A 13,421-nucleotide genomic window follows, 5' to 3' on the forward strand; every position below is an offset into this window, starting at 1 on the left:
ATTAATAGCTATAAAGTAATACCGGCTAAGCTAGTGCTTATTCTGTATCTTTTTTATCACTATCTTTTTCGCTATCTTCGTCATTTGTTTCTTTTTTCACATCTTTAGATTCGTCTTTATCTAGTGTACCGTAGCTTTCGCCCCAATCTGCAGGAGCGCGCACTTCAACACGAGCCATCAAGTCATCAAGTTGTTTTGCATCGATAGTTTCATATTTCATTAATGCATCTTTCATTGAATGCAAAATATCAATATTATCGGTTAAGATCTGATGTGAGCGAGCGTAGTTAGTATCAACTAAGAAACGAATTTCTTCATCAATCAATTTCGCCGTATCAGCAGACATGCTTGCAGCCTGTGAACCACCGCCGCCAAGGAATACTTCACTTTGTTCATCAGCAAACTTCATCGGACCTAATTTTTCAGATAGACCCCATTGCGTTACCATCTTACGAGAAATATCCGTTGCACGTTCAATATCATTTGATGCGCCCGTTGATACATAGTCTTTACCAAAGATAATTTCTTCAGCAATACGACCACCGTAAAGGCTTGAGATCATGCTTTCTAGATGACGTTTTGAATGACTCACGCGATCTTGCAATGGTAAGTACATTGTTACACCTAGCGCCCGGCCACGTGGAATGATACTTACTTTATAAACAGGATCATGATCAGGTACTAAGCGACCAACGATTGCGTGACCAGCTTCGTGGTACGCTGTCATCGTTTTCTCATCTTCGCTCATTACCATGCTCTTACGTTCAGCACCCATTAAGATCTTATCTTTAGCTTTCTCAAATTCAGCCATTGATACAGTACGTTTATTGGTACGCGCAGCAAATAGTGCAGCTTCATTTACAAGGTTAGCAAGCTCAGCACCAGAGAAACCTGGCGTACCACGTGCAATAAGAACTGTTTCAACGTCATCGCTGATAGGTACTTTACGCATGTGTACTTTCAAGATCTGGTCACGACCACGGATATCAGGTAGACCAACGGTTACTTGACGGTCAAAACGGCCTGGACGTAATAATGCTGGATCAAGTACGTCTGGACGGTTCGTCGCAGCAATAACAATGATACCTTCATTACCTTCAAAGCCATCCATTTCAACTAACATTTGGTTTAACGTTTGCTCACGTTCATCGTGACCACCGCCCATACCAGAACCACGCTTACGACCAACAGCATCGATTTCATCAATGAAGATGATACATGGTGATGTTTTCTTCGCTTGTTCGAACATGTCACGTACACGAGATGCACCAACACCAACAAACATTTCAACGAAATCAGAACCTGAGATAGTGAAAAATGGTACTTTAGCTTCACCAGCAATCGCTTTCGCAAGTAATGTTTTACCTGTACCAGGAGAACCAACTAATAAGATACCAGTTGGGATTTTACCACCCAGTTTTTGGAAGCGACTTGGATCTTTTAAGTAATCAACCAATTCAGCAACTTCTTCTTTTGCTTCATCACAACCAGCAACGTCAGCAAATGTTGTTTTGATTTGGTCTTCACTCATTAGACGCGCTTTACTCTTACCGAATGACATAGCGCCTTTACCGCCGCCACCTTGCATTTGGCGCATAAAGAACACCCAAACACCGATAAGTAATAGCATTGGGAACCAAGAGATGAATATAGAAGTTAATAAACTTTCTTCTGCTTCAGGCTCACCAAATACTTTAACGTTGTTGTTTAACAAGTCATTTAACAGCTGTGGGTCTTCCGCTGGTAAGAAAGTAACAAACTTCTGACCACCTTGGCTAACACCACGGATTGTACGTCCGTTGATCTTAACTTCGTTAACCTGTTTATTTCTAACTTGTTGTACAAATGAACTGTAATCTAACTGATTACTGGAATTGTCATTTGGTCCGAAACTCTGAAATACTGACATTAGTACGACTGCAATAACCAGCCATAAAATCAGATTTTTTGCCATATCACTCAAAATCTAGCCTCTCCGGGTCTTAAGTTCCCTGAAAAAAAACAGTTGAAACACTCAATATATTCTAAATATAGACAGTTTAACAACAACTTACATTTTAAATTTTAAATCCTGTGATCCTTACAAGTAAAATGCAAGGTTGCAGAACCCTTTTGATATTCTCTACTGTCTACTCAAATATATCAAGACTTGACGATTTATTAACATAATTAAATGCTTATTGATGAAAAATCTCGATTTTATTCTTTAATCACAGCAGTAACATTATTTTTGTAACTGATTACAAAATTTAACCTTTATAACCTGTTGCAACGATAAAGACTTCGCGTGAACGCGCACGTGACGAATCCGGTTTTCTGGTTCTAACGACAGTAAACATACTACGAACATCTTTCATAAATTGCTCAAAGCCTTCACCTTGAAACACTTTAACCGCAAAACTACCACCAGGTTTAAGTACTTCACGGCACATTTCCAGTGCCAATTCGACCAAATACATTGCTGCTGGTTGATCAACACCAATATTACCACTCATATTTGGTGCCATATCAGAGATAACAACATCAATCTGGCCATCACCGACTTTCGCCAGTAATGCCGATAATACTTTTTCATCTCTAAAGTCACCTTGCAAGAAATCAACGCCTGCAATTGGATCCATAGCTAAAATATCACAAGCAATAACACGACCTTTATCACCTAGGTGCTTCACAGCAAATTGTGACCAACCACCAGGAGCAGCACCAAGGTCGACAATATTCATACCCGGTTTTAATAATTTATCTTTTGCTTGGATCTCTTCAAGCTTAAAAGTTGCACGTGAACGCAACCCTTGTTTCTTTGCATCTTTAACGTATTTATCGTTGTGATGCTCTTGTAACCAATTTTTAGAACTGCCTTTTTGGGTACTTTTTTTCTTCGGTGTCGGGGTCATCTGAAAGCCTGTTAATAATATTTTTTTAAACCATTACCATAATGGCATGGTATTAAGATGAAGATGAAGCTAAAATTACTCTTTTTCAACCCTAAGTAATAAGAAATTTAAAATATGGCATTAAGCAACAAACAAAAGCAACACTTAAAAGGTTTAGCACATTCATTAAAACCTGTCATCTTACTAGGCCAACACGGCCTAACTGAAGGTGTTATGGCTGAAATCGAATTAGCTATCTCTCATCATGAACTAATCAAAATTAAAGTTGCGTCTGAAGACCGTGACCAAAAAGCATTAGTGATGGATACCATTGTTAAAGAAGCTAACGCAGAAAAAGTACTAAGTATTGGCCATACACTGGTTATTTATCGTACAAGTGATGAAAAGAAAATCATACTGCCAAAGAAATAATAGCTTTGTGAGTATCCAGCTGGGCAAGGAATCCCAGCTCGACTATACCCAGCCTTAAAGCTGGGTCGCTGAACACACTAGTTCGTGTCTGCAGCTTTACCCAGTGTGTCGATAGTTAGATATATTCTACCGATACAATTTCAAATTCGATCGCGCCGCCTGGTGTCTTCACCATCGCTACATCATCTACACTTTTACCCACTAAACCACGTGCGATTGGCGAGTTAATTGAAATACGGTTTTCTTTAATATTCGCTTCATCATCACCGACAAGATTATAAGTGATCTCTTCTTCTGTTTCAGTATTATAAAGCCCGACAGTAGACCCAAAAATAACACGCCCGTTATTAGGGATTTTTGTCACATCAATAATCTGACAATTCGACAGTTTACCTTCAATATCTTGAATACGGCCTTCACAGAAACCTTGCTCTTCACGTGCTGCATGGTATTCGGCATTTTCTTTTAAATCACCGTGCTCACGCGCGTCTGCAATTGATTTCACAATTTCAGGTCGACGAACAGTTTTAAGTTGATCTAATTCAATACGTAAATTCCCTGCACCGCGTGCAGTCATTGGGATAATATTACTCATAATACTTAATAACCTTTTAATCAATTCATTATCATGACATTACTGAACTTCCAGTGCTGATAATGTTTACAATCATAATGCCTCTATTGTAATACGAATATGACGACACTTCACCCTATTCAAACCATTAAACCGATTTAATCTTATTATTGAGACCTATATTTGTGCATTACCCATCAGCCTTAAAATTCTGCTTAGCTGACCAAGTGCACCTCATTTAAGCCAATACATGCAAAGTGTCGTTCGTGACGGCTAAAACCACACTTCTACAAGTAATTTATAAGCCACGGCAACAATAATACGAGTCGTGACCAGACAATAGACCAACAAAAACAGAAATACACACACTAATCAGCGCTTCAGCCACCACAGGCACCCAAAGCTTCAAAAGACACACTTTTCTTATAAAAAGCTAGCCATGCGAGTGAAATGTGTGCATAATGTATTCAATCAATCAACCAAAGGATATAATCATGAAAGAATTTCTAGCCGTTTTTACTGTTTTAACTACTTTAGCTATCACAAGTGGTGTTTTACCATCAATCGCTAGCCTATAGTTTTAAAGTTCCGAAAACAGCATGGAAAAGTTTCTTGTTTTATAATAGTTAATTATAAATATCGAAAACTTCTCTATGCTGTTTTTTTATGCCTGTAACCCCCTCTTTTACTCACTTCCTCGCCGATTTCATCTGAAATATAATATTGATTACACTTACTATTACTTCGTTAACAATTCAAATTTTATTCATATTCTGCAACTTTATTTGTTAAAAATTCGATATAGCTAAAAGAAATCATTTTCGCTTTCCGTATACTCTTCACTTCTTAATTATGGACAGATGTAGAAAGGATTAATAAGTTTACTGATGATGAACATGGATATTATTTATTTACTCGATTTAGCTGGTACTGCTGTTTTTGCGATATCAGGCGTACAAGTCGCAGGGCAGATGCGCATGGATCCATTTGGCGCGACAGTATTGGCTGCGGTAACCGCGATTGGCGGTGGCACAATACGTGATGCTATCTTAGATGTAGGTCCGGCGTTCTGGGTACACGACCCAGTTTATCTCAGCGTTATTATTCTGACGTCCTTGCTAACTATTTTGTTTGCTAACCGTAATCATCGCATGCCACCAATATTGTTGCCGCTTGCCGATGCCGCAGGTTTAGCCTTATTCACCGTAATAGGAACCCAAAAAGCCTTAGCTTATGGCGCCCCGGCGATGACAGCTGTGGTAATGGGTGTGGTCACCGGTGTTGCAGGCGGTATTATCCGTGATCTATTGGCGAGCCGCGTACCTATGGTATTACAAAAAGACATCTATGCGACAGCGTCGGTACTGGGAGGCGTTGTTTATACTGGTGCACTGTTCATTGGTATAAGTGAAGGAGTGGCGATGTTACTGGCGATGACAGGGGTATTTACACTCCGCATGGCCGCAGTACATTGGCATTTACGATTACCTATTTTCATTTTAAAACATCATCGATCTTAATAAGCACTGTCACATTATAAGAATAGTCCAGTTATAAACATAATCACGTTATCCTCAATATAAAAAGACCCGTTATGAGATTAATCATAACGGGCCTTTTTCATTTACCGATATCAGAGTAAAACGATTACACTAAAGTAATACGCGCAAACTTACGTTTACCAACTTGGTATACCGCAGTACCAGCTGCTGGCACAAAGCGTGTGTCTTCTACTTTCTCGCCATCAATCTTAACTGCGCCTTGCTTGATCATACGCATTGCTTCAGACGTACCAGATACTAGGCCCGCTTCTTTTAACAAGTTAGCGATAGCCAATGCATCACTTACGGCAAAGTCGAATTCCGGCATTTCATCTGGGATCGCATTTTTAGAAAAACGCTGAGTGAAATCATTATGGGCACTTTCTGCTGCGGCTTCATCATGGAAGCGCGCAATGATTTCTTTTGCTAATGCAATTTTAATATCACGTGGATTAACTGCATCTGCTGCGATATCGGCTTTGAACTGTTCAATTTCAGCTAATGGGCGGAATGATAACAGTTCAAAGTAGTTCCACATTAAATCATCAGTGATCGACATGATCTTACCGAACATGTCATTCGGCGAATCAGTCACACCAATGTAGTTGTTCGATGATTTAGACATTTTCTTCACGCCATCGAGACCAACAAGCAGTGGCATCATAATCACGGTTTGTGGTTTCTGACCTTCTGCTTTTTGTAATTCACGACCCATTAACAAGTTGAATTTCTGATCGGTACCGCCAAGTTCAACATCAGATTTTAGTGCAACTGAATCATAGCCTTGTAGTAGCGGGTACATGAATTCGTGGATCGCAATACCTTGATTTGAGGCATAGCGTTTTTTGAAGTCATCACGTTCTAGCATACGGGCAACGGTTTGTTGCGACGCTAAACGGATCATGCCCGCTGCACCCAATTCGTTTAACCACGTTGAGTTAAACTCAATGCGGGTTTTTGATTCGTCTAGAATTTTGAATACTTGGTCGGTATATGTTTTCGCATTAACAAGTACATCTTCACGTGTTAGTGGTGGACGTGTTGAATTCTTACCTGACGGATCACCCACTGTAGCAGTGAAGTCACCAATCAAGAAGATAACTTCATGACCAAGATCTTGAAATTGACGTAACTTGTTTAAGATAACAGTATGGCCTAAATGCAGGTCAGCACCTGTTGGATCAGCACCTAATTTAATTCTTAGCGGACGACCTTCTTTCAGTTTTGCAACTAACTCTTCTTCAACTAGGATTTCTTCTGTTCCACGTTTAATTTCGCGTAACGCATCATTGATTTGCGTCATAATGTTAAGCTCCACACTTATTACCTAAATATAATGACTCTATAGTACTGGATAGCGCTACAATTGAAAACCGTTGCCAGTCGGCAATACCGTTAATTTGCTGATAATTTTTTTTGCACAGCCCTTAAGATTTGTTAGAATATGTGACTTATTTTTATATTCTCACAAGGTAGTGCTTTCTTATGTCATTCGGTAACCGTTTTAAGCAATTACCAAAACAGCACCGAACCTTCATTGTCGTTATCTTTGGTTTGATCCTTACCTTGCTGTTTCTCCCTGTATCCACCAGCGCACCGCAATCTTCTGATGCTGAATCTTTCTACATTTACCAAGTAGGAGATCGTTACAGTTTAAAATTACCAACGATAATATCGACTGCAAACAAGCCCGTTAAAACACGGTTAACCAGTGAAGAGATCATCGTTAGACCGGGCGACAATTTATCATTAATTGGCCAACGCGGGCATTTATCAGCAAAAACCATCTATGAAATAGACCGACTATCATCAGCAAAACGCTTACGCAGCATTTATCCTGGACAAAAAATAACCATTACCACCAATGATGCAGGCCAGTTTGTCGCCCTTATTTATCCTTATAGCGCGACAGAATCGTTATATATCAATAAGACCAGTGATGGTTACGATACCAAGACAGTTAAAAATAAGATTGAAATTCGCGAGCAATTTGCCCGCGCAGATATCACCAGTAACTTCTGGAATGCCGGGGTAAAAGCCAACATGCCCGCAAATCAAATCATGAACTTAGCAACGATATTTGGTTGGGATATCGATTTCGCCTTGGATATTCGCGCAGGCGATAGCTTTGCCGTCATTTATGAAGAGCAATATATCGATGGTGACTTTGTTTCTACAGGGAATATTTTAGCCGCTGAGTTTATTAACCAGGGCGATAAGTTCCAAGCCGTACGCAATAGTGATGGTAGTTATTATACGCCGTCAGGACGCTCGATGCGTAAAGCCTTTTTACGTGCGCCGGTCAACTTTAAATATATCAGTTCGAGCTTTAATCGTAACCGTCGCCACCCTGTGACAGGTAAAGTACGCGCGCATAATGGCATTGATTATGCGGCAAGAACCGGCACCCCGATTGTATCAGCGGGTGATGGTAAAGTAATAGCCTCTGCTTATAATCGCTTTAACGGTAATTACGTCTTTATTAAGCATAGTTCTAATATTGTCACCAAATACTTGCACATGAATAAGCGCACAGTAAAACAAGGCCAGCGCGTTAAGCAGAATCAGAAAATTGGTACGGTTGGTGCGACAGGTCGTGTGACCGGTGCCCATTTACACTATGAATTTTTGGTTAATGGTAAGCACAAAAATCCGAAAACGGTATCACTGCCGAAAGCAGATTCATTACGTGGTAGTGAGAAAACGAAGTTTGTCTCAAAAGCCAAAAACATCATCGAACAACTGGAAAGTAATGCTAAGTTATACTCTCTGCTCACAGAATAGCTCTTTATCGAAAATAACTCGTGAAGGTAAACTAACGCGTTGTTCGAAAGTAATACTTTGAGTAAAGTAAGCAATAGGCAGCAAGTAATAATTAACAAGCAGTTAAGGAACAACAATGTCCAACAAGCGTGAGTTATATATTGGCCTGATGTCTGGCACCAGCATTGATGGTATTGATGCGGCTTTAGTTGAGTTCAAGGGTGGCGGCTGTCAGCTACTTGCGCAACACTTACAGCCTATGCCCGCACTGCTGACGGCGCAACTGCATCAATTATGTCGCCCCCACAATGATGAGATAACAGCGCTTGCAACCATAGAGCAACCGCTTGCTCAAGCCTTTGCACTAGCCTGTCAGCAATTGCTGGCTAAAACACCTTACACTGCCAATGATGTGACCGCCATAGGTTCTCACGGCCAAACCATACGTCATCACCCCGAGCATGGCTTCACCTTACAAATCGGTGATGCCAATATCCTTGCTGCATTAACCAACATTGATACCGTTGCCGATTTTAGACGTAAAGATATGGCGCTTGGCGGTCAAGGTGCGCCTTTAGTCCCGGCATTCCATCAAGCCGTATTTCAACACCAAACGATCAATCGCGCGATTGTTAATATTGGTGGTTTGGCGAACATCACTTACTTACCCAACTTAGCACAAGATAAAACCGTCACTGGTTATGATACCGGTCCCGGCAATACCCTGCTCGACGCCTGGTTTAGTGCTAAAAGCAGCAGTGATAAAAGCTATGATAAAGATGGTCAATGGGCGAAAACTGGGGTTATTATCCAGCCGTTATTAAACTTACTATTACAACACGAGTACTTTGCGCTAATCCCGCCCAAAAGCACAGGTAGAGAGTTATTCAACCTAGCTTGGTTGCAGCCTTATTTAGCTAGCGACTTATATACCGATCATTATAACGATGCCGACGTGCAACGCACATTAACCCGTTTTACAGCAGTCTCTATTGCCAATGAGGTTATGGAATTAGATCTTGATAATAGCGATAACGTGAGTATCAACACTGAAGTATATATCTGTGGTGGCGGCGCAGCGAATCCATTACTGATGGCTGATTTGACCGAGCTCTTGCCCAATAGCCCTGTCATGACCACCGCCGAGATTGGTATTGATCCCGATTGGGTTGAAGCGATTGCGTTTGCTTGGCTAGCAAAACAGCACATGCATAAACAGCCAGGTAATCTACCTGCAGTCACAGGGGCCAGTCGCACTGCTATTCTCGGCGCGTTTTATCCTGCCGGTTAATTATGTCGGTTAATAGAACCCTAGTCTCGCAATCTCCCCTTGCAACTAAAACACCAACCTCTGAATAAATCGCAGATAAAAAAATAGAGCCAAACGGCTCTATTTTCACAACTGTACTATAACTACTGATACAACAGCTGCTTGCTACATTCGCAATTAAGCTTGTGTATCAATTGTTGGTGTCGCTGCAGGTGCTGCTTTAGAGATCATTACCATTGCAGGTCGGATTAGACGACCATTTAGCTCATAACCTTTTTGCATTACAGTGATTACTGTATTTGGCGCAACGTCTGCACTTTCAATCATGCTCATCGCTTGATGTAATTCAGGGTTAAACGCTTCACCTTCAGGGTTTACCGATTTAACACCAAATTTTTCTAATGCTGATTCCAGTGATTTAGCCGTTAGCTCAATACCTTCAATCAGTGGTACTAGTGCTTCATTTGATTTGTCAGCATGTTGTAGACCACGTTCCATGTTATCAATAACAGGCAGTAGTTCATTAGCAAATTTTTCTAATGCGAATTTCTTAGCTTTATCAATATCAATCGCTGCACGGCGACGAATGTTATCAGCATCAGCTTTAGCGCGTAATGCAGTATCTTTAAATTCAGCTGCTGATGCCGTTGCTTTTGCAAGTTCAGCTTCTAGTGCAGCGATGCGTGCAACAGACTCATCAACTTCGATAGCTACTTCTTCAACTGTCACGTTTTCAGCTGTAACACCTTCGACTACAGGCTGTGCTTCTGTTACTAACTGTTCTTCAACTTGCTTTTCAGCCTGTACTTTTTGCTCTTCGCTGCTCATTACTTTCTCCGACATTCAATTCAGCATACTTTATATAAGTACACTATATTACAATTAAGGGGGTTATACCGAAATATAATGGGGATCCTAACACGAGATTCAAGTCAAATTCATCTCTAGTTATCCCCCAACGTAAAATAGTGCGAAAAACATCAGTAAAATTGCTTACTCAGCGCCATATATATCGTCTTTATACTTTGAATCTTCAACTCGCTTGAGTATATACTGAATCTATACTTACTTAGTGGAATCAAGGCAATGAAGAGAGAGTTCAAAACCATCGGGTTAATCGGTAAACCTAAGCACCCAGAAACAACCAAAACCCTTATTGCCCTGCATAATTTTTTAAGCAAACATAACTATAAGGTGATTGTGGATAGCCGAGTATCCCAAGACCTGAACATGAAAGAGGTAGTATCACGTCCACTGATGAATTTAGGTGAAGAAGCCGACCTCGCGGTGGTTGTCGGCGGTGACGGTAATATGTTAGGTGCTGGTCGAGTATTATCACGTTTTGATATTGCCGTTATCGGGGTTAACCGGGGTAATTTAGGCTTTCTGACAGACCTTGACCCTGAAGACTTCGATGAGCAATTATTAGGGGTATTACAAGGTGAGTATATCTCAGAAAAACGCATTTTATTAAATACCTCGATTTATCGCTACGGTATGTTAAAAGGCACTAATCTGGCCTTCAATGAAACCATCTTACACCCAGGTAAGATCCCCGCAATGATTGAGTTTGAAGTGCATATTGATGATAGTTTTATGCTCAGTCAACGTGCCGATGGTTTATTAGTATCAACACCAACCGGTTCAACGGCCTATTCATTGTCTGCTGGAGGCCCGATTATATCGCCAAATTTAGAAGCGATGACTTTAATGGCTATGTTCCCCCATACACTTTCGAGTCGCCCCATTGTGATTAGTGCCAATAGCACGGTGCGATTGGTCGTTTCGCCAAATAATGAAGAGAACATGATGGTCAGTTGTGATGGTCACGTACACATAGGAGTGTTACCTGGTGATGAAATTATCATCAAACGTGATAAAAATCACCTGCATTTGATCCATCCCAAAAGCTATGATTATTTTAAAGTTTTACGTGAAAAATTAGGTTGGGGTAGTAAATTATTTTAACCTAAACACGCTAACTATAAGGCTTAGTTCCCCGTTAAGCCTTACTTCTCACCAACGTCTCCTTATCTCACTCTTATCTCAATATGGCCCTAATCTAGCTCACAAATCAAAAATAAACCCGGCAACTAAAAGCAAAGTATTTACAGTTATGGGTTTGCAGATATATACTGTATATAAACCCAGCCTGATAAAATAAACAGGATACGTATGCTAACGCAACTCACTATTCATAATTTTGCTATCGTTAAATTTTTAGAACTTGAACTGAAATCGGGAATGACAACCGTAACCGGTGAAACTGGTGCAGGTAAATCAATTGCGATTGATGCATTAGGTCTTGCCTTAGGCTCTCGATCTGATGCCAGTACGGTGCGCCCAGGTGAAAAGAAAGCCGAGATAAGCGCTATCTTTACCGTTGAAGCAAGTTCTCTCGCCTATAAGTGGTTAGTCGAGCACGAATTAAATAATGAAGATGAATGTATCCTGCGTCGTGTAATCACCGCAGAAGGTCGCTCTAAAGGCTACATCAATGGTATCCCAGTACCTTTACAACAGCTTAAATCACTGTCGCAATTCTTGGTTCAGGTGCATGGCCAACACGCCCACCAAACCTTGCTTAAGCCTGAAATTCAATTAGCGATCCTGGATGGTTATGCCAGCCATAGTAAATTACAAATCAACGTACGTGATAGTTATCGTTCTTGGCATAATCTTGCCAATGAGGAAAAGAAACTATTACAGAATCAACAACAACGTGCGGCGCGCCAGCAACTATTACAATACCAAGTATCAGAACTTGACGAGTTTGGCCTTGCTGACGGTGAATACAATCAAATTGAAGCTGAACATAGATTGCTCGCCAACAGCACTGAGTTAGTAGAAGAATGCATGAGCAGTGCCGATATCTTGTATGAAAATGAAGACAATACGATCTGCAGTATGCTGCAAGTCGTTACCCACCGTTTAGAAAACTTGCTCGACATGGACCCGAAATTAAAATCAATTACCGATACCTTACAAGAAGCTGTGGTACTGGTTGAAGAAGCCGGTAATGAACTCCGCAGCTATACCGATAATTTAGAACGCGACCCACAACAATTTGAATACCTTGATGAACGTTTAGGTAAAGCCTTAGAGCTCGCACGTAAACACCAAGTACCCGCAGCACAACTAGCTACACACCATCAAATGCTAAAATCCGAGCTGGATAACATTGCTGGAGATGATGAGCGCATTGAAAGTATCAAGCTAGAGCTGCAAGAGTCGCAAGTTAAATATCATCAACAATCAGAAAAGTTATCCCTCAGCCGTCAAAAATACGCTAAGCAATTAAATAAGCTGATCACGGCCAGTATGCATGAATTGAGTATGGAAAATGGCTGTTTTGAGATGGTCCTCGAAAACGATGGCCAAAAGGCACCAAACCCACAAGGTTTAGATAATATTAACTTCTTAGTCTCAACCAATCCGGGTCAACCATTACAAGCACTGGGTAAAGTGGCATCAGGTGGTGAGCTCTCGCGTATAAGCTTAGCAATCCAAGTGATCACTGCGCAGAAGATCTCCACCCCGACCTTGATTTTTGATGAAGTAGATGTGGGTATTTCCGGACAAACAGCCTCCATTGTCGGCAAGCTATTACGTCAATTAGGCGATAAAACCCAAGTTATGTGTGTCACCCATTTACCGCAAGTGGCATCAAAAGGCCATCAGCAGATGTATGTGAGTAAAACCACCGACGGTAAAACCACCGAGACCTGTATGATAGCTTTAAGTCAGGAAATGCGTATTGAAGAGTTAGCGCGTTTACTTGGTGGCGATAAGATCACCGCATCAAGCCTCAATAACGCCGCTGAAATGTTAGTTTAACCTCTCAGAATCAAGATAATGCAGGGAACTAATCCCTGCTTTTACCTACTAATCAGCGTATCGTTAAGTAAGTCGATTAAATACACCGATTTACTTCACTCGCCAGCCGAGTTATTATTTACCTTTCTATA

At 40.9% G+C, this 13,421-nt stretch carries 11 protein-coding genes; 6 read left to right on the forward strand and 5 right to left on the reverse strand.

The features are described from left to right. Nucleotides 1-37 precede the first annotated feature (37 nt). On the reverse strand, nt 38-1,954 hold the full coding sequence (gene ftsH, locus CXF93_RS18160) for an ATP-dependent zinc metalloprotease FtsH (RefSeq protein WP_198551705.1): 1,917 nt from the start codon (nt 1,952-1,954) through the stop codon (nt 38-40). Nucleotides 1,955-2,249: 295 nt separating this feature from the next. Beyond that, nucleotides 2,250-2,894 (reverse strand): 23S rRNA (uridine(2552)-2'-O)-methyltransferase RlmE, encoded by a 645-nt coding sequence (gene rlmE, locus CXF93_RS18165; RefSeq protein ID WP_101063930.1) that lies wholly within the window; start codon nt 2,892-2,894, stop codon nt 2,250-2,252. A gap of 114 nt (nt 2,895-3,008) precedes the next feature. Between rlmE and yhbY the strand changes: the two genes are divergently transcribed. Beyond that, nucleotides 3,009-3,305, forward strand: coding sequence for a ribosome assembly RNA-binding protein YhbY (gene yhbY, locus CXF93_RS18170; RefSeq protein WP_101063931.1), 297 nt, complete (start codon nt 3,009-3,011; stop codon nt 3,303-3,305). A gap of 115 nt (nt 3,306-3,420) precedes the next feature. On the opposite strand, the gene greA is transcribed toward yhbY, so the two are convergent. After that, a complete protein-coding gene (gene greA, locus CXF93_RS18175; protein WP_101063932.1) occupies nt 3,421-3,900 on the reverse strand; it encodes a transcription elongation factor GreA in 480 nt (159 codons plus the stop codon). Between the two features lie 875 nt (nt 3,901-4,775). Here greA and CXF93_RS18180 point away from each other — a divergent pair. Next, nucleotides 4,776-5,399, forward strand: coding sequence for a trimeric intracellular cation channel family protein (locus tag CXF93_RS18180; protein ID WP_101063933.1), 624 nt, complete (start codon nt 4,776-4,778; stop codon nt 5,397-5,399). A 127-nt stretch (nt 5,400-5,526) separates the two neighbouring features. Here CXF93_RS18180 and tyrS read toward each other — a convergent pair whose 3' ends face one another. Further along, complete coding sequence (gene tyrS, locus CXF93_RS18185) at nt 5,527-6,723, reverse strand: tyrosine--tRNA ligase (protein WP_101064064.1); 1,197 nt, start codon at nt 6,721-6,723, stop codon at nt 5,527-5,529. A 182-nt stretch (nt 6,724-6,905) separates the two neighbouring features. On the opposite strand from tyrS, the gene CXF93_RS18190 reads away from it, so the two are divergent. Both CXF93_RS18190 and CXF93_RS18195 read left to right on the forward strand, forming a co-directional pair. Beyond that, nucleotides 6,906-8,204: a peptidoglycan DD-metalloendopeptidase family protein gene (locus CXF93_RS18190; RefSeq protein WP_101063934.1), complete on the forward strand. Its 1,299-nt coding sequence runs from the start codon at nt 6,906-6,908 to the stop codon at nt 8,202-8,204. Between the two features lie 115 nt (nt 8,205-8,319). Continuing rightward, nucleotides 8,320-9,474, forward strand: a complete 1,155-nt coding sequence (locus CXF93_RS18195) for an anhydro-N-acetylmuramic acid kinase (RefSeq protein ID WP_101063935.1) — start codon at nt 8,320-8,322, stop codon at nt 9,472-9,474. 156 nt (nt 9,475-9,630) lie between these two features. On the opposite strand, the gene grpE is transcribed toward CXF93_RS18195, so the two are convergent. Continuing rightward, complete coding sequence (grpE, locus tag CXF93_RS18200) at nt 9,631-10,281, reverse strand: nucleotide exchange factor GrpE (RefSeq protein WP_101063936.1); 651 nt, start codon at nt 10,279-10,281, stop codon at nt 9,631-9,633. A 258-nt stretch (nt 10,282-10,539) separates the two neighbouring features. Here grpE and nadK point away from each other — a divergent pair, with 258 nt between their 5' ends. Then, nucleotides 10,540-11,421 carry an NAD(+) kinase gene (nadK, locus tag CXF93_RS18205; protein WP_101063937.1) on the forward strand — a complete coding sequence of 294 codons (882 nt, stop codon included), beginning with the start codon at nt 10,540-10,542 and terminating at the stop codon, nt 11,419-11,421. A 207-nt stretch (nt 11,422-11,628) separates the two neighbouring features. Then, the gene (recN, locus tag CXF93_RS18210; protein WP_101063938.1) at nt 11,629-13,290 is read left to right on the forward strand and encodes a DNA repair protein RecN; all 1,662 of its coding nucleotides are present in this window, start codon (nt 11,629-11,631) and stop codon (nt 13,288-13,290) included. Nucleotides 13,291-13,421 lie beyond the last annotated feature (131 nt).

The sequence above is a fragment of the Moritella sp. Urea-trap-13 genome, from assembly GCF_002836355.1.
Taxonomy (GTDB): Bacteria; Pseudomonadota; Gammaproteobacteria; order Enterobacterales; family Moritellaceae; genus Moritella.

Bases quoted from the DNA above. Each gene is read 5' to 3' on its own strand.
- tyrS (WP_101064064.1), bottom strand. From the start codon at position 6,723: ATGACGCAAATCAATGATGCGTTACGCGAAATTAAACGTGGAACAGAA.
- recN (WP_101063938.1), top strand. From the start codon at position 11,629: ATGCTAACGCAACTCACTATTCATAATTTTGCTATCGTTAAATTTTTA.
- yhbY (WP_101063931.1), top strand. From the start codon at position 3,009: ATGGCATTAAGCAACAAACAAAAGCAACACTTAAAAGGTTTAGCACAT.
- ftsH (WP_198551705.1), bottom strand. From the start codon at position 1,954: ATGGCAAAAAATCTGATTTTATGGCTGGTTATTGCAGTCGTACTAATG.
- rlmE (WP_101063930.1), bottom strand. From the start codon at position 2,894: ATGACCCCGACACCGAAGAAAAAAAGTACCCAAAAAGGCAGTTCTAAA.
- CXF93_RS18190 (WP_101063934.1), top strand. From the start codon at position 6,906: ATGTCATTCGGTAACCGTTTTAAGCAATTACCAAAACAGCACCGAACC.
- grpE (WP_101063936.1), bottom strand. From the start codon at position 10,281: ATGAGCAGCGAAGAGCAAAAAGTACAGGCTGAAAAGCAAGTTGAAGAA.
- CXF93_RS18180 (WP_101063933.1), top strand. From the start codon at position 4,776: ATGGATATTATTTATTTACTCGATTTAGCTGGTACTGCTGTTTTTGCG.
- CXF93_RS18195 (WP_101063935.1), top strand. From the start codon at position 8,320: ATGTCCAACAAGCGTGAGTTATATATTGGCCTGATGTCTGGCACCAGC.
- nadK (WP_101063937.1), top strand. From the start codon at position 10,540: ATGAAGAGAGAGTTCAAAACCATCGGGTTAATCGGTAAACCTAAGCAC.
- greA (WP_101063932.1), bottom strand. From the start codon at position 3,900: ATGAGTAATATTATCCCAATGACTGCACGCGGTGCAGGGAATTTACGT.